The 20,123-nt window shown below is 64.5% G+C and carries 14 protein-coding genes; 5 read left to right on the top strand and 9 right to left on the bottom strand.

Features of this window, described 5'->3' with window-relative positions; genetic code table 11:
- Positions 1 to 96 precede the first annotated feature (96 nt).
- The gene (locus GD429_RS32360) at positions 97 to 558 is read left to right on the top strand and encodes a DUF2147 domain-containing protein (protein WP_152863236.1); all 462 of its coding nucleotides are present in this window, start codon (positions 97 to 99) and stop codon (positions 556 to 558) included.
- Positions 559 to 662: 104 nt separating this feature from the next.
- Here GD429_RS32360 and GD429_RS32355 read toward each other — a convergent pair whose 3' ends face one another.
- The 6 genes from GD429_RS32355 to typA form a co-directional block, all read right to left on the bottom strand.
- Positions 663 to 1,073, bottom strand: coding sequence for a transposase (locus GD429_RS32355; protein ID WP_193727258.1), 411 nt, complete (start codon positions 1,071 to 1,073; stop codon positions 663 to 665).
- A 144-nt stretch (positions 1,074 to 1,217) separates the two neighbouring features.
- Positions 1,218 to 2,315, bottom strand: a complete 1,098-nt coding sequence (gene zapE / locus GD429_RS32350; protein WP_152863232.1) for a cell division protein ZapE — start codon at positions 2,313 to 2,315, stop codon at positions 1,218 to 1,220.
- A gap of 100 nt (positions 2,316 to 2,415) precedes the next feature.
- Positions 2,416 to 3,846, bottom strand: a complete 1,431-nt coding sequence (lpdA, locus tag GD429_RS32345; RefSeq protein ID WP_152863231.1) for a dihydrolipoyl dehydrogenase — start codon at positions 3,844 to 3,846, stop codon at positions 2,416 to 2,418.
- 82 nt (positions 3,847 to 3,928) lie between these two features.
- Complete coding sequence (gene odhB, locus GD429_RS32340) at positions 3,929 to 5,203, bottom strand: 2-oxoglutarate dehydrogenase complex dihydrolipoyllysine-residue succinyltransferase (protein ID WP_072441701.1); 1,275 nt, start codon at positions 5,201 to 5,203, stop codon at positions 3,929 to 3,931.
- A gap of 135 nt (positions 5,204 to 5,338) precedes the next feature.
- Complete coding sequence (locus GD429_RS32335; RefSeq protein ID WP_152863229.1) at positions 5,339 to 8,203, bottom strand: 2-oxoglutarate dehydrogenase E1 component; 2,865 nt, start codon at positions 8,201 to 8,203, stop codon at positions 5,339 to 5,341.
- Between the two features lie 319 nt (positions 8,204 to 8,522).
- On the bottom strand, positions 8,523 to 10,349 hold the full coding sequence (gene typA / locus GD429_RS32325; RefSeq protein WP_152863226.1) for a translational GTPase TypA: 1,827 nt from the start codon (positions 10,347 to 10,349) through the stop codon (positions 8,523 to 8,525).
- A gap of 328 nt (positions 10,350 to 10,677) precedes the next feature.
- On the opposite strand from typA, the gene GD429_RS32315 reads away from it, so the two are divergent.
- From GD429_RS32315 to GD429_RS32300, 4 genes are all read left to right on the top strand, one after another.
- Positions 10,678 to 11,169: a MarR family winged helix-turn-helix transcriptional regulator gene (locus GD429_RS32315; RefSeq protein WP_034184034.1), complete on the top strand. Its 492-nt coding sequence runs from the start codon at positions 10,678 to 10,680 to the stop codon at positions 11,167 to 11,169.
- 87 nt (positions 11,170 to 11,256) lie between these two features.
- Complete coding sequence (locus GD429_RS32310) at positions 11,257 to 12,753, top strand: efflux transporter outer membrane subunit (protein WP_152863224.1); 1,497 nt, start codon at positions 11,257 to 11,259, stop codon at positions 12,751 to 12,753.
- 52 nt (positions 12,754 to 12,805) lie between these two features.
- Positions 12,806 to 14,026: an efflux RND transporter periplasmic adaptor subunit gene (locus tag GD429_RS32305; RefSeq protein WP_152863222.1), complete on the top strand. Its 1,221-nt coding sequence runs from the start codon at positions 12,806 to 12,808 to the stop codon at positions 14,024 to 14,026.
- 28 nt (positions 14,027 to 14,054) lie between these two features.
- The gene (locus GD429_RS32300; RefSeq protein WP_152863220.1) at positions 14,055 to 15,614 is read left to right on the top strand and encodes a DHA2 family efflux MFS transporter permease subunit; all 1,560 of its coding nucleotides are present in this window, start codon (positions 14,055 to 14,057) and stop codon (positions 15,612 to 15,614) included.
- A gap of 97 nt (positions 15,615 to 15,711) precedes the next feature.
- Here GD429_RS32300 and truB read toward each other — a convergent pair whose 3' ends face one another.
- The 3 genes from truB to infB form a co-directional block, all read right to left on the bottom strand.
- On the bottom strand, positions 15,712 to 16,644 hold the full coding sequence (truB, locus tag GD429_RS32295; RefSeq protein ID WP_152863218.1) for a tRNA pseudouridine(55) synthase TruB: 933 nt from the start codon (positions 16,642 to 16,644) through the stop codon (positions 15,712 to 15,714).
- A gap of 13 nt (positions 16,645 to 16,657) precedes the next feature.
- On the bottom strand, positions 16,658 to 17,056 hold the full coding sequence (rbfA, locus tag GD429_RS32290) for a 30S ribosome-binding factor RbfA (RefSeq protein ID WP_152863216.1): 399 nt from the start codon (positions 17,054 to 17,056) through the stop codon (positions 16,658 to 16,660).
- 115 nt (positions 17,057 to 17,171) lie between these two features.
- The gene (gene infB, locus GD429_RS32285; protein WP_152863214.1) at positions 17,172 to 20,108 is read right to left on the bottom strand and encodes a translation initiation factor IF-2; all 2,937 of its coding nucleotides are present in this window, start codon (positions 20,106 to 20,108) and stop codon (positions 17,172 to 17,174) included.
- Positions 20,109 to 20,123 lie beyond the last annotated feature (15 nt).

Raw genomic sequence — 20,123 nt, 5'->3', positions numbered from 1 at the left:
GTTTCACGTATTCTGGCGAAGCTCGCAACATGCCCACCCCATGCAGGCGGTCGTGCGGGCGAATCGAACACGACATGCAAAACAAGGAGGATGACAATGATTCAACTGACCCGCCCGTTGCGTGCAATCGCCGTCGCCGGCGCACTGCTCGCCTGCGCAGCACCCACGTTCGCACAAGCCGATAACCCCATCGGCATGTGGCAGACGATCGACGACAACACCCATCAGCCGAAGGCACTCGTGCAGATCGCCGAGGACGGCGACGGTGCGCTGTCGGGCAAGGTCGTCAAGGGCCTCGGCGCGAACGATACGCCCGATCGCCGCTGCACCGCCTGCACGGACGAGCGCAAGGATCAGCTCATCAAGGGCATGACGATCATCAAGGCGATGAAGAAGGAAGGCGACCACTGGGACGGCGGCAACATTCTCGACCCGGAAAACGGCAAGGTCTACAAGTGCAAGATGACGCTTGAAGACGGCGGCCAGAAGCTCATCGTGCGCGGTTACATCGGCGTGTCGCTGCTCGGCCGTTCGCAGACCTGGGTACGCCAGCAATAACGCAGCACGCGCTGATACGCGCGGCTCAACAAAAAAAATCGGCCTGCGACGAAGTCGTCAGGCCGATTTTCTTTTGGTGCGGGCGCAGAAGCAAACGACCGACATCATGCCGCGTGCTTCAACGTGTCCGATGCATAGCCGCCCGGTGTGCGACACACGGGCGCTACGCTGCTACGCGCCTGCGCTGCCTTCGATTGCGCGTGCTTGCGCATCCGCGTGGACAATTCGTTGCACAGATTCACGCCCGAATCGCCATAGAGCTCGCGCATCACGTTCAACAACGTGCCCGTCTCGTGCCATACCTTGAAGCGGCGATGGCATGTCTGATACGAAGGGTAACGACGCGGCATGGCGGACCACGTCGCACCGCTGTAGATCACCCAGAGCACACCGTTCAGCACGGCACGCGTATTGGCTAGCGGTCGGCCGCGCAACTCGGTGCGCGGCTGCATTTCGGGCAGAAGCGGCGCAACGCAGCGCCACTCGTGGTCGGTCAGATCGCGATACGGTGTCATGGACATCTCCAGCCTTGGTAACCATGACACAACGATATCGGCTCACCTCAACAATGAATATAAGACAAATCCGAAAATACCCCGATATTGCATGAATTTGACCGGAATTGACGTTTGAATCGCGGCGATTACCGGAAATCGCAATCAGGTCAGCGAAGTGTCGACGATGCGGCGCGGCGTTTCGAGATACTCCTTCGACTGCATCTCGACGATGCGCGAGACCGTGCGCGCAAATTCGTTGGCCATCGGGCCTTCGACATACAACTGCTCCGCCGGCACCGCCGCGGACATCAGCAACTTGACCTTGTGGTCGTACAGTACATCGATCAGCCAGGTAAAGCGGCGCGCCTCCGACGCCATCCGCGGCGACATCTGCGGCACCTCGGACAACACGATCGCATGGAAGCGGCTCGCGAGTTCGAGATAGTCGTTCTGCGATCGCGGGCCGCCGCACAGCGTCGCGAAGTCGAACCATACGACGCCGTCCGCCTTGCGCAGCGCCTTCAGCTCGCGCTTCTCGATATGCAGGATCGGGCTTTCGTCAGGTACCGCGGCAAGCTTCGCGAACGCATGGCGCAGTTCGCGATCGGCGTCGGCGCCAAGCGGCGTGTGATACATCTGCACCTGCGCGAGCGTGCGCTGGCGATAGTCGACACCTGCGTCGACGTTGAGCACGTCGAGCCTTTCCTTGACCAGCGCGATCGCCGGCAGCATGCGGTCGCGATGCAGCCCGTCCGGATACAGGTCGTCGGGATCGTAATTGGACGTCATCACGAACTGCACGCCGTTGTTGAACAGGCGATCGAGCAGACGGTACAGGATCATCGCGTCGGCAATGTCCGACACGTGGAACTCGTCGAAGCAGATCAGCCGGTAGCGCTTCGCGATGCGCCGCGCGAGTTCGTCGAGCGGATCGGCCTGCCCTTTCAGTTCCTCGAGCTCGCGGTGCACTTCGCGCATGAATTCGTGGAAATGCAGGCGCGTCTTGCGCTGCACGGGTACGACCGCGTAGAAGCTGTCCATCAGGAAGCTCTTGCCGCGACCGACACCGCCCCACATGTAGACGCCGCGCGGCAGGTCCGGATGAATGATGAGCTTCTTGAACGCATTCGAGCGGCGCGACTTGTATTCGACCCACTCGTCGAAACAGCGCTGCAGGCGATCGACCGCGGCGCGCTGCGCGGGGTCGGACTGATATCCGCGCGTGGTCAGTTCGCGCGTGTAGTATTCGGTGACGTTCATCGGGCAAACCGGAAAGAACGAAGGCGAGCGGGAAACCCCGCCCGCCTTCGTCATGAGACGGCTGCGCCGGCCGAGGGCCGGCTGGCGCTTACCACCGCGCTCAGCTATTCAGCGAGCGCTTGTCGACGGCGAGCGCCGCTTCGCGCATCACTTCCGACATCGACGGGTGCGGATGGCAGATGCGGGCGATGTCTTCCGACGCCGCCTTGAATTCCATCGCCACCACGGCTTCCGCGATCAGGTCCGACGCGTTCGCGCCGATCACGTGCACGCCGAGCAGTTCGTCGGTCTTCGCGTCCGCGATCATCTTCACGAAACCGTCCGGTGCGTTCATGCCGAGCGCGCGGCCGTTGATCGAGAACGGGAACTTGCCCGTCTTGATCTCGCGACCTTCCGCCTTCAGCTGCTGCTCCGTCTTGCCGACCCACGCGATTTCCGGGTACGTGTAGATCACCCACGGAATGCAGTTGTAATCGATGTGCGGCTTCTGGCCGTCGATCACTTCCGCGACCAGCACGCCTTCGTCTTCCGCCTTGTGCGCAAGCATCGGGCCGCGCACCACGTCGCCGATCGCGTAGACGTTCGGCACCGCCGTGCGGCAGTGGTCGTCGACGTCGATGAAGCCGCGCTCGTTCGCCTTCAGGCCGATTGCCTCGAGGCCGAGGTTGTCGGTGTTCGGCACGCGGCCGACCGACACGATCAGGCGGTCGGCGTCGAGCGTCTGCGCGTTGCCGTCCTTGTCCGTGTAGGCGATCGACACGCCGTTCGCGGTCGTCTTCACTTCGCCGATCTTCACGCCGAGATGGATGTCGAGGCCCTGCTTCTTGAACAGCTTGGCCGCTTCCTTCGCGAGCGCTTCGTCGGCTGCGCCGAGGAACGCCGGCAGCGCTTCGAGCACCGTCACTTCGGCACCCAGGCGACGCCACACCGAGCCGAGCTCGAGGCCGATCACGCCTGCGCCGATCACGGCGAGCTTCTTCGGCACCGAGTCGAACGTCAGCGCACCTTCGTTGTCCGACACGATCTTGTTGTCGACCGGGATGCCCGGCAGGTGACGCGCCTTCGAGCCCGTCGCGATGATCACGTTCTTCGCGGTGACGACTTCGGTTTCACCCTCGCCGCTCACTTCGATCTGCACGCCGGCGTCGGTCTTGCCGGCGAACTTGCCATGGCCCTTCAGCCAGGTGATCTTGTTCTTCTTGAACAGGAACTCGATACCGGACGTCATCTTCTCGACGATCGCGTCCTTGCGGCCGATCATCTTCGCGATGTCGATCTTCACGCCGTCGATCGTGATGCCGTGGTCGGCCAGGTGATGCGACGTGTTCTCGAACTCTTCCGACGATGCGAGCAGCGCCTTCGACGGGATGCAGCCGACGTTCAGGCAGGTGCCGCCGAGCTTCAGCGCGCCGGCCGGGTTCTTCCACTTCTCGATACAGGCAACGGTCTTGCCGAGCTGTGCGGCGCGGATCGCGGCGATGTAGCCGCCGGGGCCGGCGCCGATCACGACGACGTCAAATTCCTTGGACATGACAATCCTTTCTTCTTGTGCATCCGCACGGTCGCGCGTTTCGCGCGCCCGTGCGGAGCGGGTCAATGCGGTGAAACTCGGCTTACAGGTCGAGCAGCAGGCGTGCCGGATCCTCGAGCGCATCCTTCATCGCGACGAGCGACAGCACGGCTTCGCGGCCGTCGATGATCCGGTGGTCGTACGACAGCGCGAGGTAGTTGATCGGACGGATCACGATCTGGCCGTTTTCGACGACCGGACGTTCCTTCGTCGCGTGCACGCCGAGGATTGCCGACTGCGGCGGGTTGATGATCGGGGTCGACAGCATCGAGCCGAACACGCCGCCGTTCGAGATCGAGAACGTACCGCCCGTCATTTCCTCGATCGACAGCTTGCCGTCCTTAGCCTTCTGGCCGAATTCGGCGATCTTCTTCTCGATGTCGGCGAGGCTCAGTTGATCCGCGTTGCGCAGGATCGGCACCACGAGGCCGCGCGGCGAGCCGACGGCGATACCGATGTCGAAGTAGCCGTGGTAGACGATGTCGTTACCGTCGATCGACGCGTTCACGAGCGGGAACTTCTTCAGCGCATGCACGGCCGCCTTCACGAAGAACGACATGAAGCCGAGCTTCACGCCGTGTTCCTTCTCGAACTTGTCCTTGTACTTGTTGCGCAGCTCCATGACCGGAGCCATGTTGACTTCGTTGAACGTCGTCAGGATCGCGTTGGTCTGCTGCGATTCGAGCAGACGCTCGGCGATACGCGCACGCAGGCGCGACATCGGCACGCGCTGTTCCGGACGGTCGTTCAGCCAGGTCGTCGCCGACGCCGGCACCTTCACTTCCGGCAGCGACGGCTTCGCAGCGGCCTTGGCCGGTGCGGCGGCCGGAGCGGCCTTCGGTGCGCTGCCTGCCGCCAGCGCGTCGCCCTTCGTGACGCGGCCGTCGCGGCCCGAACCTGCGACGTCGCCTGCCGACAGACCCTTCTCGGCCAGCAGCTTCGATGCGGCCGGCGATGCGGCGGCCGAGCTCGATGCCGTTGCGGCGACCGGCTGTGCTGCCGGTGCGGCTGCGGCAGGCGCTGCGGCCGGCTTGACTTCGGCGGCGCCCGCCGCTGCTTCGGCTGCACCTGCCTTCGCTTCGGTGTCGATCGTCGCGATCAGCTGATCGGCAACCACCGTGTCACCGTCGTTCTGCAGCACTTGCGCGAGCACGCCCGCGGCCGGTGCCGGCACTTCGAGCACGACCTTGTCGGTCTCGAGTTCGATCAGGATTTCGTCTTGCGCGACTGCTTCGCCCGGCTTCTTCTTCCACTGCAGCATGGTGGCTTCCGAAACCGACTCCGAAAGCTGGGGGACTTTGACTTCTACGATAGCCATGTGATTTTCCTGGATGCTTAATCTGGGTAATGACGAGGTTCGTGCGATTCCTTCGGCCGGTGCGGCGCGCGACGCGCCCGGCGGGCCAAAGAAGACGGGAAAGCGCGGCGCGCCTTCCCGTTTCGCTTCCGTCGGTTATTTCGCGATCGATGCGCTCTTCAGGCGGCCGAATGCACCTTCGATCAGGGCCTTCTGCTGCTCGTAGTGCTTCGCGTAGTAGCCAACCGCCGGCGAGGCCGAAGCCGGACGGCCGCTGTATGCCAGCTTCTGCCCTTCCTTCATGCCTTCCTTCAGATGGTGCTCGACGTAGAACCAGGGGCCCTGGTTCTGCGGCTCGTCCTGCACCCAGACCACTTCAGTCGCGTTCTCGTACTTCTTCATTTCGGCTTCGAACTGCTTGTGCGCGAACGGATACAGCTGCTCGATACGGATGATCGCGACGTCGTTCGCCTTCGCTTCGCGGCGGTGTGCGACGAGGTCGTAATACACGCGGCCCGAGCATGCCAGCACGCGCTTGACCTTCTTCGCGTCGATGCCGCCGTCGGTTTCGCCGATCACCGGCTGGAACGAACCCTTCGCAAGTTCCGACAGGTCCGACACCGCTTCCTTGTGACGCAGCAGCGACTTCGGCGTTGCGACGATCAGCGGCTTGCGGAACAGGCGGATCATCTGGCGACGCAGCAGGTGGAAGATCTGCGCCGGCGTCGTCGGCTGAACGACCTGCATGTTGTGATCCGCGCACAGTTGCAGGAAACGCTCGATACGGGTCGACGAGTGCTCCGGACCCTGGCCTTCGTAGCCGTGCGGCAGCAGCATCGTCAGGCCCGACACGCGGCCCCACTTCACTTCGCCCGACGAGATGAACTGGTCGATCACGACCTGCGCGCCGTTGACGAAGTCGCCGAACTGCGCTTCCCACAGCACGAGCGTGTTCGGCTCGGCGGTCGAGTAACCGTATTCGAAGCCCAGCACCGCTTCTTCCGACAGCACCGAGTCGATCACCGTGAACTTCGCCTGGCCTTCGGCGATGTTCTGCAGCGGCACGTACGTGCCGTCGTTCCAGCGCTCGCGGTTCTGGTCGTGCAGCACCGCGTGACGGTGCGTGAACGTGCCGCGGCCCGAGTCCTGGCCCGTCAGGCGCACCGAGTAGCCCGATGCGACGAGCGACGCGAACGCGAGGTGCTCGCCCATGCCCCAGTCGAGCGGCTGGTCGCCGCGCGCCATGTTGCGGCGGTCGTTGATCACGCGCTCGACGAGCGGGTGGACCTTGAAGTTTTCCGGGACCGTCGTGATGCGTTCGCCGAGGCGCTTCAGTTCGGCGAGCGGCACGGCCGTGTCGGCCGCATCCGTCCACTTGCGGTTCAGGAACGGAACCCAGTCGACCGCGTACTTGCTCTTGTAGTTCGACAGGACCGGGTCGACCGTGTGGTGACCGTCGTCCATCGCCTTGCGGTACGCCTTCACGTAGTTGTCGGCGTCTTCCGCGGTGATCACGCCCTGCTGTACGAGCTTCTCGGCGTACAGCGCACGGGTGCCCGGGTGCTGCGCGATCTTCTTGTACATCAGCGGCTGCGTGACGGCCGGCGTGTCCTGCTCGTTGTGACCCAGCTTGCGGAAGCAGACGATGTCGATCACGACATCCTTGTGGAACTGCATCCGGTAGTCGATCGCGATCTGCGTCGCGAGGATCACCGCTTCCGGATCGTCGCCGTTCACGTGCAGCACCGGCGCCTCGATCATCTTGACGACGTCGGTACAGTACAGCGTCGAGCGCGCGTCGCGCGGGTCGGACGTCGTGAAGCCGATCTGGTTGTTGATGACGATGTGCAGCGTGCCGTGCGTGCCGTAACCGCGCGTCTGCGCGAGGTTCAGCGTTTCCATCACGACGCCCTGGCCCGCGAAGGCCGCGTCGCCGTGGATCTGCACCGGCAGCACCTGCAGGCCGTCCTCGTCGCCGCGACGATCCATCCGCGCCTTCGCGGAACCTTCGACCACCGGGTTCACGATTTCGAGGTGCGACGGGTTGAATGCAAGCGACAGGTGAACCGGGCCGCCTTCCGTCGACACGTCCGACGAGAAGCCCTTGTGGTACTTCACGTCGCCGGCCGGCAGATCGTCGACGTGCTTGCCTTCGAATTCGGCGAACAGGTCGGCCGGCATCTTGCCGAGCGTGTTGACGAGCACGTTCAGGCGGCCGCGGTGGGCCATGCCGATGATGATTTCCTGCACGCCGCGCTTGCCCGCATGCTGGACGACTTCGTCCATCGCCGCGATAAAGCTTTCGCCGCCTTCGAGCGAGAAGCGCTTCTGGCCGACGTACTTGGTGTGCAGGTAGCGCTCGAGGCCTTCAGCGGCCGTCAGGCGATTCAGGATGTGCTTCTTCTCGTCCGTCGAGAAATTCGGCGTCGCACGGGTCGACTCCAGGCGCTCCTGCCACCAGCGCTTCTGTTCCGGGTCGCTGATGTACATGTACTCGGCGCCGATCGTGCCGCAGTACGTGTCGCGCAGACCCTTGACGATATCGCGCAGCGATGCCTGGTCGAAACCGAAATACAGGTTGCTCGCGCTGTAGGTCTGGTCGAGGTCGCCTTCGGAGAAGTCGTAGAACGCGGGTTCGAGTTCGGGAATGGCGGGACGTTCGCGACGCTTCAGCGGATCCAGATTGGCCCATTGCGAGCCGAGGAAGCGATATGCGCTGATGAGGGACTGGACGTGAACCTGCTTGCGAGCCGCAGCCAGATTGGTGCCGCTTTCGCGCGGGATGAAGGCATTGGCCTTCGCACGCTCGGCAAACGATTCGACGATCGGGAAATGCGCGACGTCATTGGCATTCGAACCGTCCGTTGCAGGCACATTCTGCAGCGCGTCGAAATACTCTCGCCAGTTCTCCGGCACCGACGCCGGATTGTTGAGGTATGCATCGTACAGTTCTTCAACGTACGAAGCATTGCCGCCGAACAGATAGGAGTTCAGCTGAAACTGCTTCATTACATCTGACATTTTACGCTCACCTTTCTTCGAGCTTCTCGAGAAATAGCGGGTTACTCAACCTTCCGCGACACGGCCTGACCGTTTAGCGGATTGCGAATCAAGTCTTGCTTGGAAGGACCTAAAACTTGCGTGCGCGCAGCATATCACAGAACCGATACCGGAGTTCACGGCGAAATGTGCCTGAAAGCGCCGCGCGACGGGGTTTTGCCGGATTGCCACGACCCGCGCGAACAGTGTTTTGCACACAATCCGATTGCGCGTCGCGCAGATGCAAAAAAGGCCGCCCGGAGGCAGCCTTTTCCGTCATGCACGGGACCGGTCGAAACGCTCAGTCGACCGCGCCTTCGCGGCTCGCGCGGCGACGCTCGTGCTCCTTCAGGAAGCGCTTGCGCAGGCGGATCGACTGCGGCGTCACCTCGACGAGCTCGTCGTCATCGATGAACTCGACCGCGTATTCCAGCGACATCTGGACCGGCGGAACGAGACGCACGGCTTCGTCGGTGCCCGACGCGCGCACGTTGGTCAGCTGCTTGCCCTTGATCGGGTTCACGACCAGGTCGTTGTCGCGGCTGTGAATGCCGATGATCATGCCCTCATACAGCGCATCGCCCGGCTTCACGAACATGCGACCGCGATCCTGCAGCTTCCACAGCGCGTACGCCACCGCCGCGCCGTCGTCCTGCGAGATCAGCACGCCGTTGCGGCGCTCGCCGACCGAGCCGTCCTTGACCGGTGCGTACGAGTCGAAGATGTGGCTCATCAGGCCCGTGCCGCGCGTGAGCGTCAGGAATTCGCTCTGGAAGCCGATCAGGCCGCGCGCCGAGATCTTGTATTCCAGACGCGTGCGGCCACGGCCGTCCGACGCCATGTCGAGCATCTCGCCCTTGCGGCGACCGAGCTCTTCCATCACGCCACCCTGGTGCTCGTCCTCGACGTCGACCGTCAGCAGCTCGTACGGCTCGTGCTTCGCGCCGTCGATTTCCTGCATCACGACGCGCGGACGCGACACGGCCAGCTCGTAGCCTTCGCGGCGCATGTTCTCGACGAGAATCGTCAGGTGCAGTTCGCCGCGGCCCGACACTTCGAACACCGTTTCGTCGCCGGTGTCCTTCACGCGCAGCGCGACGTTGTGGTTCAGTTCCTTCATCAGGCGATCGCGGATCTGGCGGCTCGTCACGAACTTGCCTTCGCGGCCGGCGAGCGGCGACGAGTTGACGAGGAAGTTCATCGTCAGTGTCGGCTCGTCGACGGTGATCATCGGCAGCGCTTCCGGCGTATCCACCGCGCAGATCGTCGCGCCGATGCCGACATCTTCAATACCGTTGATCAGCACGATATCGCCCGCTTCGGCCGATTCGACCTGCACGCGCTCGAGACCCTTGAACGACAGCACCTGGTTGATCTTGCGGCTCAGCACGTCGCCTTCCGGGCCGAAGCGCATCACGACCGGCTGGCCCGGCTTGATGCGGCCACGCGTGATGCGGCCGACGCCGATCCGGCCGACGTACGTCGAATAGTCGAGCGACGTGATCTGGAGCTGCAGCGGCGCTTCCGGGTCGGCCGGGCGGACCGGCACGTGCGCGAGGATCGCCTCGAACAGCGGACGCATGTCGCCTTCGCGCGTAGCCGGGTCGAGCGACGCATAGCCATTCAGGCCCGATGCGTAGACGATCGGGAAGTCGAGCTGCTCTTCCGTCGCACCGAGCTTGTCGAACAGGTCGAACGTCTGGTTGATGACCCAGTCGATCCGCGCGCCCGGACGGTCGATCTTGTTGATGACGACGATCGGCTTCAGGCCGAGCGCGAGCGCCTTCTTCGTGACGAAGCGCGTCTGCGGCATCGGGCCCTCGACCGCGTCGACGAGCAGCAGCACCGAGTCGACCATCGACAGCACGCGCTCCACTTCGCCACCGAAGTCCGCGTGCCCCGGCGTGTCGACGATGTTGATGTGCGTGCCTTCGTACTCGACCGCGCAGTTCTTCGCGAGAATCGTGATCCCGCGCTCCTTTTCGATGTCGTTCGAGTCCATCACCCGCTCCGCAATCTGCTGGTTCTCGCGGAAGGTGCCGGACTGGCGGAGCAGTTGGTCGACGAGCGTAGTCTTGCCGTGGTCGACGTGGGCGATGATGGCGATATTGCGAAGGGCGCGGGTCATAGAAACCTGGAAATCGTTTGAACGCGCAAACGCGCCCGCTCGTTTTTCACGGGCGCGCGCATTGCAGCTGGGAAAGCCACAAATTATAGCACGTGAGAGTGTCGACAGCTGGCCGGCACATTGCAACGCAGCAAACCGGGCCGGCCCGGCCTCCCCTCGAACGCGCAGGTCGGCTCACGGCCCTGTCGCCGGCAGGCCGAAAAACCCTTGTCAGCACAAGGGATTCTAGCAACACGAAGCAGGCCCCTTGCCATTCGATTAACATTTGCCGCGGCAAGCAATTGTGCCTATACTGCTGCCTAGTCAACTATTGCAGCTTCAGGGTTTTATGTCGGATTCTCCTACCCAACCACCCGTTTCGCCGCTGTCGTCGTATCAGATGAACGACAGCGTCGGTTATCTGATGTCGCGCGTGAAGTCGGTGATGACCAACCTCGTCACTCAACGCACGCAGGAAGAGCTCGGCATCACGGGCACGCAGGCGAGCATGCTGTTCATGATCGCGGTCGGCAAGTGCTCGACGGCCGCCGAGCTCGCTCGCGAATACGGGATCGACGCGAGCGCGGTCACACGCCTGCTCGACCGGGTCGAGAAACGCGGCCTGCTGTCGCGCGTGCGCAGCATCGAGGATCGGCGCGTCGTGCGCCTCGAACTGACCGACGAAGGCCGCGCGCTTGCCGAACGGCTGCCGCCCATTTTCCGCAGTGTGCTCGACCAGGTGCTGGACGGGTTTACGCCGGAAGAAGTCGGGTTCCTGAAGAGCATGCTGCGCCGCATTCTCAGCAACTATTGCGAGACGGCCGGCGGCAGCATCACGTAATAGTTGCCATAACAATTACTTTTGACAGATTAATGTAAGGAAATCCTTGCAGTGTCCATCATTCATTCCGAGTCAGGGGTCAGCGCGATGAAATCCTCCCCGTTGTCCGTGCGCGCCGGATCGTGCCGCGCCGCCGTCGCCGCCGCGGTCGCCGCTCTGGCACTGGCGGGCTGCGCGAATTACATCGGCATCAAGAGCGACAAGCAGATCGCCCCCGCGTCGCAATTCGAATCCGCGCAGAGCCTGCCGGCCCAGGGCGGCCAGTGGCCGGCACTCGACTGGGCCAACCAGTTCGGCGATCCGCAATTGCCGAAGCTGATCGACGAGGCCCTCCAGGGCAATCCGTCGATCGCGCAGGCGCAGGCTCGCATCGCGAAGGCATCGTCGTACATCGAATCGTCGCGTTCGAACCTGCTGCCGAAGGCCGAAGCCAGCTATTCGTGGACTCGCGAGCTGTATTCGTCGAACGCACTGTTCCCGCCCCCGTTCGGCGGCCAGTGGTACAGCGAGAACAACGCGCTCGCAAGCGCATCTTGGGAACTCGACCTGTGGGGCAAGAACCGCGAACGCCTGCACACCGCCGTGTCGCAGGAAAAGGCCGCCGAAGCCGACATGCAGCAGGCGCGCATCACGCTCGCGTCGTCGGTCGCGCGTACCTATAACTCGCTCGCGCAGCTCTATGCGTTGCGCGATATCGCGCAACGCGAGATCGCCAACCGCGAAACGGTCGGCAAGATCACCGACGGCCGCGTGTCGGCCGGTCTCGACACCAACGTCGAGCGCCAGACGGCCCGCGGCAATATCGCGACGACCCAGGCTTCGCTGTCGGATCTCGACGGCCAGATCACGACCGTGCGCTACCAGCTCGCCGCGCTGCTCGGCAAGGGTCCGGATCGCGGGCTGCAGATCGCAGCACCCGTGATGAACCCGACCGGCGATGTCGCGCTGCCCGGCAATCTGCCGGCCGATCTCGTCTCGCGCCGCCCCGACATCGTCGCCGCGCGCTGGCAGGTCGAGGCTGCGATGCACGACGTGAAGGAAGCGAAGGCCGAGTTCTACCCCGACGTGAACCTCGCGGCTGGCTTCGGCTTCGATGCGTTCGGCTGGGGCAAATTCCTGAACTTCGCGAGCCGCCAGGCACAGTTCGGCCCGGCGATCCACCTGCCGATCTTCGACGCCGGCGCGCTGCGCGCACAGCTCAAGGGCCGCTACGCGGACTTCGACCTGTCGGTGGCGAACTACAACCAGACGCTGATCAGCGCGCTGAACGACGTCGCGACGCAGGTCGCGTCGATCCGCGCCGTCGATCGCCAGATGGGCGACGCGCAACGCGCGCTCGACGCGTCGACGCGCGCCTACGATCTCGCCGTGATCCGCTACAAGGCCGGCCTGTCGCCGCAACTGCAGGTACTGACCGCGGACAGCAACCGCCTCGCATCGGAGCAGACGGTGACCAACCTGAAGATGCGCCGGCGCGACATGCAGCTCGCGCTGATCAAGGCGCTGGGCGGCGGCTTCAACGCGACCGGCACGCCGCTCGCCGCGCCCGACGCCGACAAGCCGACAAAACAGGCCGCCAACTGATCCGGCGCCACCACTACGCAGACACTCGAAATAACGGACGGAGAAAATCGCCATGAGCGACCCTCAACAAAACGCCGCCAGCGCACAGTCGCTGAACAACGGGAAGCGCAAACGGATGATGACGCTGCTCGTCGCGGTCATCCTGATCGCGGCCATCGCGTACGGCCTGTACTACTTTCTCGTCGCCCGCTTCCATGAAGGGACCGACGATGCTTACGTGAACGGCAACGTCGTGCAGATCACGCCGCAGGTCACCGGCACCGTGATCGCCGTGAAGGCCGACGATACGCAGACGGTCAAGGCCGGCGATCCGCTGGTCGTGCTCGACCCGGCCGATTCGCAGGTCGCGCTGCAGCAGGCGGAAGCCAACCTCGCGCAGACGGTGCGCCAGGTGCGCGGCCTGTTCGTCAACGACGACCAGTATCGCGCGCAAGTCGCGCTGCGCCAGTCCGATCTGTCGAAGGCCGAGGACGACCTGCGCCGCCGCGTGGCCATCGCGCAGACGGGCGCCGTGTCGCAGGAAGAGATCTCGCATGCGCGTGACGCCGTGAAGGCCGCGCAAGCGTCGCTCGATGGCGCACAGCAGCAGCTCGCATCGAACCGCGCGCTGACCGCGAACACGACGATCGCGTCGCACCCGAATGTGATGGCCGCCGCAGCGAAGGTTCGCGATGCGTACCTCGCGAACGCGCGCAACGTGCTGCCGGCGCCTGTCACGGGCTACGTCGCCAAGCGCTCGGTGCAGGTCGGCCAGCGCGTGTCGCCCGGCACGCCGCTGATGTCGGTGGTGCCGCTGAATGCCGTGTGGGTCGACGCGAACTTCAAGGAAGTCCAGCTCAAGCACATGCGCATCGGCCAGCCGGTCGAACTGACGGCCGACATCTACGGCTCGTCGGCCGTCTACCACGGCAAGGTCGTCGGCTTCTCGGCCGGCACGGGCTCGGCGTTCTCGCTGCTGCCGGCGCAGAACGCGACCGGCAACTGGATCAAGGTCGTGCAGCGCCTGCCGGTGCGTATCGAGCTCGATCCGAAGGATCTCGACAAGCATCCGCTGCGTATCGGCCTGTCGATGCAGGTCGACGTGGACATCAAGGACGAACGCGGCAACCAGCTCGTCAACGCGCCGAACACCGTCTACGAGACCAACGTGTTCGCGAAGTACGGCGACGAAGCCGATGCCGAAATCGCGCGCGTCATCGCCGAGAACGCGGGCAGCAACGCGTCGGCGGTGCCGGCCGCGGCGAAGCAAGGCAGCGCCGCGAAGATGATGTAACCGTTCCGACTCCGGAAAGACAACCGAAATGGCACAGGCTCCTGTCTCCTACCCGCCCTTGCAGGGCGGGCAACTCGTGCTCGGGACGATCGCGGTGTCGCTCGCGGTGTTCATGAACGTGCTCGACACGTCCATCGCGAACGTCGCGATCCCGACCATCTCGGGCGACCTCGGTGTGTCGTCCGACCAGGGTACCTGGGTCATCACGTCGTTCGCGGTCGCGAACGCGATCTCGGTGCCGCTGACGGGCTGGCTGACCGACCGTTTCGGGCAGGTCCGCCTGTTCCTCGCGTCGATCATCCTGTTCGTCATCTCGTCGTGGATGTGCGGGCTCGCGCCGAGCCTGCCGTTCCTGCTCGCGTCGCGCGTCCTCCAGGGCGCGGTCGCGGGGCCGATGATTCCGCTGTCGCAATCGCTGCTGCTGTCGAGCTATCCGCGCGCGAAGGCGCCGATGGCGCTCGCGTTGTGGTCGATGACGACGCTGATCGCGCCGGTCGCGGGCCCGATCCTCGGTGGCTGGATCTCGGACAACTACTCGTGGCCTTGGATCTTCTACGTGAACATCCCGGTCGGCATCGCCGCCGCGCTCGCCACGTGGTCGATCTATCGCTCGCGCGAATCGACGGTGCGCCGCGCGCCGATCGACGGCGTCGGCCTGGCACTGCTGGTGCTGTGGGTCGGCTCGCTGCAGATCATGCTCGACAAGGGCAAGGATCTCGACTGGTTCGCATCGACGACGATCGTCGCGCTTGCGCTGATCGCGATCATCTCGTTCGCGTTCTTCGTGATCTGGGAACTGACCGCCGAGCACCCCGTCGTCGACCTGTCGCTGTTCCGCCGGCGCAACTTCACGGGCGGCACGGTCGCGCTTGCTGTCGGTTACGGCCTCTACTTCGGCAACCTCGTGCTGCTGCCGCTGTGGCTGCAGACCCAGATCGGCTATACGGCGACCGACGCCGGCCTCGTGATGGCGCCGGTCGGGCTGTTCGCGATCCTGCTGTCGCCGCTGACCGGCAAGTTCCTGCCGCGCACCGATCCCCGCTACATCGCGACCGCCGCATTCCTCACATTCGCACTGTGCTTCTGGATGCGCTCGCGCTACACGACGGGCGTCGACGAGTGGTCGCTCACGCTGCCGACGCTCGTGCAGGGCGTCGCGATGGCCGGCTTCTTCATCCCGCTCGTGTCGATCACGTTGTCAGGCCTGCCCGGCCACCGCATTCCCGCGGCGTCCGGCCTGTCGAACTTCGTGCGGATCATGTGCGGCGGCATCGGCACGTCGATCTTCCAGACCGCATGGGATCATCGCAACAACTTCCACCACGCGCAGCTGGTCGAGCAGGCGAACGTGTACAACCCGACGTTCAACCAGGCCGTCACGCAGATGGGCAATCTCGGGCTGACGCAGAACCAGGCGCATGGCCTCATCAACAACCTGGCCACGCAGCAGGCCGCGCAGCTCGGCGTGAACGACCTGTTCTACATCTCGGCGGCGATCTTCGTGCTGCTGATTGCGCTGATCTGGATCACAAAGCCCGAACGCGCGGGCGGCGGCGATGCCGGTGCGGCGGCGTCGGCGGCACACTGAGCGTCACCTGACACCGCGCCATCGCGCACCAAACAAAAAGCCCGGTCGAAATCGACCGGGCTTTTTGTTGCTCCGACAGCGCGCTCGCACCGCTGCGTCAGGCTGCCGTCACGACGAGCCGTTCCGGTGCCAGCACACCGTTCGCCTTGCGTGCCACGCCGAGCAGCCGCGTCGCGTCGTAGACGCGCACGCGCTCGCCGTCGGCCGCATCGATCGCCCCGAGCTCCGATAGCGGCAGGCGCTGACCATGCAGGAACCGCTTCGCGCACGCGTCGTCGAGCCGAACGGACGGAAACGTCGACAACAATGCATCGACCGGCTGGAGCCACGCATCGCGCGCCGACTCATCGGCGTCCGACAGCGCATCGAGCGTCACCGCATGCTCGAGCGTCAGCGCGCCGACACCCGTGCGACGCAGCATCGTCAGATGCGCACCGCAACCGAGCGCCTCGCCGATATCCTCCGCCAGCGTTCGCACATAAGTGCCCTTGCTGCAGGTCACGCGAAACGTTACGTCGGGCATCTCGCAGGCCAGCAGGTCGAGCGCATGGATCGTCACGTTGCGGCCTTCGCGCTCGACGGTCTGGCCCGCGCGCGCATATTCGTACAGCGGCTTGCCATCACGCTTGAGTGCCGAATACATCGGCGGCACCTGCACGATCTCGCCGGTGAAGCGCGCGAGCGCGACCTCCACCGCTGCGCGGTCGCATTCGACCGGCCGCGTGTCGATCACTTCGCCTTCGGCGTCGCCGGTGGCCGTGCGCAGGCCGAGGCGCATCGTCGCTTCGTAGGTCTTGTCGGCCTCGAGCAGATCCTGCGAGAACTTCGTCGCCTCGCCGAAACACAGCGGCAGCAGGCCCGAAGCCAGCGGATCGAGCGTGCCGGTGTGACCGGCTTTCTTCGCGAGAAGCAGCCGCTTCGCGCGAATCAGCGCATCGTTGCTCGACAGGCCGACCGGCTTGTCGAGCAGGAGAACACCGTCCAGCGCGCGCCGGGGCACGCGCGGGCGTTGGGATGCTGCATTCGTCATAGGCCGGTCGAGCTCAGTCGTCCTTGGTCGGCGCTTCGGCCTCGTCGTCGTCCTTCGCGCGCGTCGAATTCGCTTCCTTGATCAGGCGCGACATCTCGACGGCCTTCTCGATCGTCTGGTCGTAGTGGAAATGCAGCGTCGGCACCGTATGAATGTGCAGACGCTTGAACAGCAGGTTGTGCAGGTGACCCGACGCATGGTTCAGCGCTTCCTGCGTCTTTTCCGGATCGCCGGTGAGCGCCGTGAAGTAGACCTTCGCGTGCGCATAATCCGGCGTGAGTTCCACGCTCTGGATGGTTACGATGCCGATGCGCGGGTCTTTGACCTCGCGCATGATGAGTTCGGACAGATCACGCTGAATCTGGTCAGCGATCTGAACGTTGCGATTGGGGGAAGTACGCTTCCTGGACATGATCGATCCGTGATCCGTTTATCAGGATGAAGTGGCGGGCCATTGTTGGCACGCCACCATGAAAATGGGCGGGGCAAGCCCAAGCCTGCCCCGCCCATGAGCCGATGCGCGACGGTTACAGCGTACGCGCGACTTCGGTCACTTCGAAGACTTCGAACTGGTCGCCTTCCACGATGTCGTTGAAGTTCTTCACCGACATACCGCACTCGAAGCCTTGCTTCACTTCCTTCACGTCGTCCTTGAAGCGCTTCAGCGACTCGAGTTCGCCCGTGAAGATCACGACGTTGTTGCGCAGCACGCGAACCGACGACGAGCGCTTGACGATACCGTCCGTGACCATACAACCGGCGACCGCGCCGATCTTCGGCACCTTGAACACCTGGCGCACCTCGACCGTACCGGTGATGACTTCGCGCTTCTCCGGCGCCAGCATGCCCGACATCGCCGCCTTCACCTCATCCACCGCATCATAGATGATGTTGTAGTAGCGGATGTCGACGCCATTGGCTTCCGCGAGCTTGCGCGCCTGCGCATCCGCACGCGTGTTGAAGCCGATGATGACGGCCTTCGACGCCGTTGCAAGGTTGACGTCGTTTTCGCTGATGCCGCCCACCGCGCCGTGCACGATCTGCACGCGCACTTCGTCGGTCGACAGCTTGAGCAGCGACTGCACGAGTGCTTCCTGCGAGCCCTGCACGTCGGCCTTGACGATAAGCGGCAGGTTCTGCACTTCGCCTTCGCCCATCTGCTCGAGCATGCTTTCCAGCTTCGCGGCCTGCTGCTTCGCGAGTTTCACGTCGCGGAACTTGCCCTGACGGAACAGCGCGATTTCACGCGCCTTGCGCTCGTCCGGCAGCACGATCACTTCCTCGCCCGCGCCCGGCACTTCCGACAGACCCTGGATTTCGACCGGGATCGACGGGCCGGCTTCCTTCGTCGGCTTGCCGTTCTCGTCGAGCATCGCGCGCACGCGGCCGTAGGCCGAGCCCGCGAGCACGATGTCGCCGCGATTCAGCGTACCGGACTGCACGAGGATCGTCGCGACCGGGCCCTTGCCCTTGTCGAGCTTCGCTTCGATCACGATGCCCTTGGCCGGCGCTTCGACCGGTGCCTTCAGTTCCAGCACTTCGGCCTGCAGCAGCACGTTCTCGAGCAGATCGTCGATGCCGGCACCCGTCTTCGCCGACACCGGCACGAACGGCGAATCGCCACCGTACTCTTCCGGCACGACGCCTTCCGCGACCAGCTCCTGCTTGACGCGATCGGGGTTCGCTTCCGGCTTGTCGATCTTGTTGATCGCAACGACGATCGGCACGCCACCCGCCTTCGCGTGGGCAATCGCTTCCTTCGTCTGCGGCATCACGCCGTCGTCGGCCGCCACCACCAGCACCACGATGTCGGTCGCCTTCGCGCCGCGTGCACGCATTGCCGTGAACGCCTCGTGACCCGGCGTATCGAGGAACGTGATGACGCCGCGCGGCGTATCGACGTGATACGCGCCGATGTGCTGCGTAATGCCGCCCGCTTCGCCCGCGGCAACCTTCGCGCGGCGGATGTGGTCGAGCAGCGAGGTCTTGCCGTGGTCGACGTGACCCATCACCGTGACGACCGGCGGACGCGGCAGTTGCTCCGCATCGGTGGTCGTTTCGCCTTCGACGAGCAGCGCTTCCGGATCGTCCAGCTTTGCGGCAACCGCGCGGTGACCCAGTTCCTCGACGACGATCATCGCCGTTTCCTGGTCCAGCACCTGGTTGATCGTGACCATCTGGCCCATCTTCATCATCACCTTGATGACTTCCGAGGCCTTGATCGACATCTTGTGCGCGAGATCGGCAACCGACACGGTTTCCGGCACGTGCACTTCACGAACGATCGGTTCGGTCGGCGCCTGGAACGACGATGCGCTGTCCTGGTGACGGCCGCGGCCCTTCGGGCCACCGCGCCAGCCACGGTCGACACCGCCGCTCGAATCGCCGCGCGTCTTGATGCCGCGGCGCTTCGCTGCGTCGTCCTGCCAGCCGCCCTTGCCTGCGCCCGGCTTCTTGTTGCGGTCGCCCGCGCCTGCCGGTGCCTGCGTCGTTGCCGGCGCTGCGCCGGCCGGCTTCTTCACTGCCGGACGCGCCTGCGCGCCTTCCGGCTTCGCCGGCTTGTGCAGCGTGCCCTTCGCTTCGGCCGGCTTCGGCGGCTCGACCGGCTTCGGCGGCTCGACTGCCTTGACCACGGCCTTGCGCGGCGTGTTCATCATTTCGCGGATCGCGCGCGCTTCGGCCTCGGCGGCCGCACGGCGCTTGCTGATCTCTTCCTGCTCGGCTCGCGCCTTGTCCGCCGCCTCGCGGGCTGCATCCTCGGCCTTCTTCGCCGCTTCGCGCTGCGCCGCACGTTCGGCGGCCGCACGAGCTTCGGCGGCCACGCGCGCTTCGTCCTGCGCGGACGGCGCGCTCGGCGCTTCCGGCTCGGCCGCAGCAGCCTGCTGCGCTGCCACCTGCTGCTGTGCCGCAGCGGCTTCGGCCGCGGCACGCTTCGCCGCAGCCTCTTCCTCGGCGCGACGGCGCTCGGCTTCAGCGGCTTCCTCGCGGGCGCGGCGCTCGGCTTCCTCGCGCTCGAGGCGCTCCTGCCGCTCGCGCAGTTCCTGAGCCTGCTTCTCGAGCAGCTCGGCCTCGCGGCGCGCCTCTTCCTCGCGACGCTTCAGTTCTGCATCGTCGTCCGCTTCGACGGCTTGCGCCTGACCCTGTTCCGCGCCATCGCTCACGTCGTCGCGTTTGACGAACGTGCGCTTCTTGCGGACCTCGACCTGAATGGTGCGAGCCTTGCCCGTCGCGTCAGATTGCTTGATCTCCGACGTATGCTTGCGGGTCAGCGTGATCTTGCGCTTGTCGCCGTCGGTTGCGCCATGCGACTTGCGCAAATGATCGAGCAGACGCGCCTTGTCCGCTTCGGACAGCGCATCGTCTTCACTCGCTTTCTGGACGCCCGCTGCCTGCAGCTGTTCGAGCAGCACACCAGCAGGCATTTTCAGTTCCGCGGCAAATTGGGCTACGTTGTTACTCGCCATTCATTCCTCTTAGTG

The sequence above is a fragment of the Burkholderia sp. BE17 genome (assembly GCF_009362305.1).
GTDB lineage: Bacteria > Pseudomonadota > Gammaproteobacteria > Burkholderiales > Burkholderiaceae > Burkholderia > Burkholderia pyrrocinia_C.
Note: the sequence above shows the minus strand (reverse complement) of the source record. Positions and strands in the feature narration are given on the sequence as shown.

Coding starts and splice junctions, on each gene's coding strand:
- GD429_RS32360 (WP_152863236.1), top strand. CDS start 97: ATGATTCAACTGACCCGCCCGTTGCGTGCAATCGCCGTCGCCGGCGCA.
- GD429_RS32355 (WP_193727258.1), bottom strand. CDS start 1,073: ATGACACCGTATCGCGATCTGACCGACCACGAGTGGCGCTGCGTTGCG.
- zapE (WP_152863232.1), bottom strand. CDS start 2,315: ATGAACGTCACCGAATACTACACGCGCGAACTGACCACGCGCGGATAT.
- lpdA (WP_152863231.1), bottom strand. CDS start 3,846: ATGTCCAAGGAATTTGACGTCGTCGTGATCGGCGCCGGCCCCGGCGGC.
- odhB (WP_072441701.1), bottom strand. CDS start 5,203: ATGGCTATCGTAGAAGTCAAAGTCCCCCAGCTTTCGGAGTCGGTTTCG.
- GD429_RS32335 (WP_152863229.1), bottom strand. CDS start 8,203: ATGTCAGATGTAATGAAGCAGTTTCAGCTGAACTCCTATCTGTTCGGC.
- typA (WP_152863226.1), bottom strand. CDS start 10,349: ATGACCCGCGCCCTTCGCAATATCGCCATCATCGCCCACGTCGACCAC.
- GD429_RS32315 (WP_034184034.1), top strand. CDS start 10,678: ATGTCGGATTCTCCTACCCAACCACCCGTTTCGCCGCTGTCGTCGTAT.
- GD429_RS32310 (WP_152863224.1), top strand. CDS start 11,257: ATGAAATCCTCCCCGTTGTCCGTGCGCGCCGGATCGTGCCGCGCCGCC.
- GD429_RS32305 (WP_152863222.1), top strand. CDS start 12,806: ATGAGCGACCCTCAACAAAACGCCGCCAGCGCACAGTCGCTGAACAAC.
- GD429_RS32300 (WP_152863220.1), top strand. CDS start 14,055: ATGGCACAGGCTCCTGTCTCCTACCCGCCCTTGCAGGGCGGGCAACTC.
- truB (WP_152863218.1), bottom strand. CDS start 16,644: ATGACGAATGCAGCATCCCAACGCCCGCGCGTGCCCCGGCGCGCGCTG.
- rbfA (WP_152863216.1), bottom strand. CDS start 17,056: ATGTCCAGGAAGCGTACTTCCCCCAATCGCAACGTTCAGATCGCTGAC.
- infB (WP_152863214.1), bottom strand. CDS start 20,108: ATGGCGAGTAACAACGTAGCCCAATTTGCCGCGGAACTGAAAATGCCT.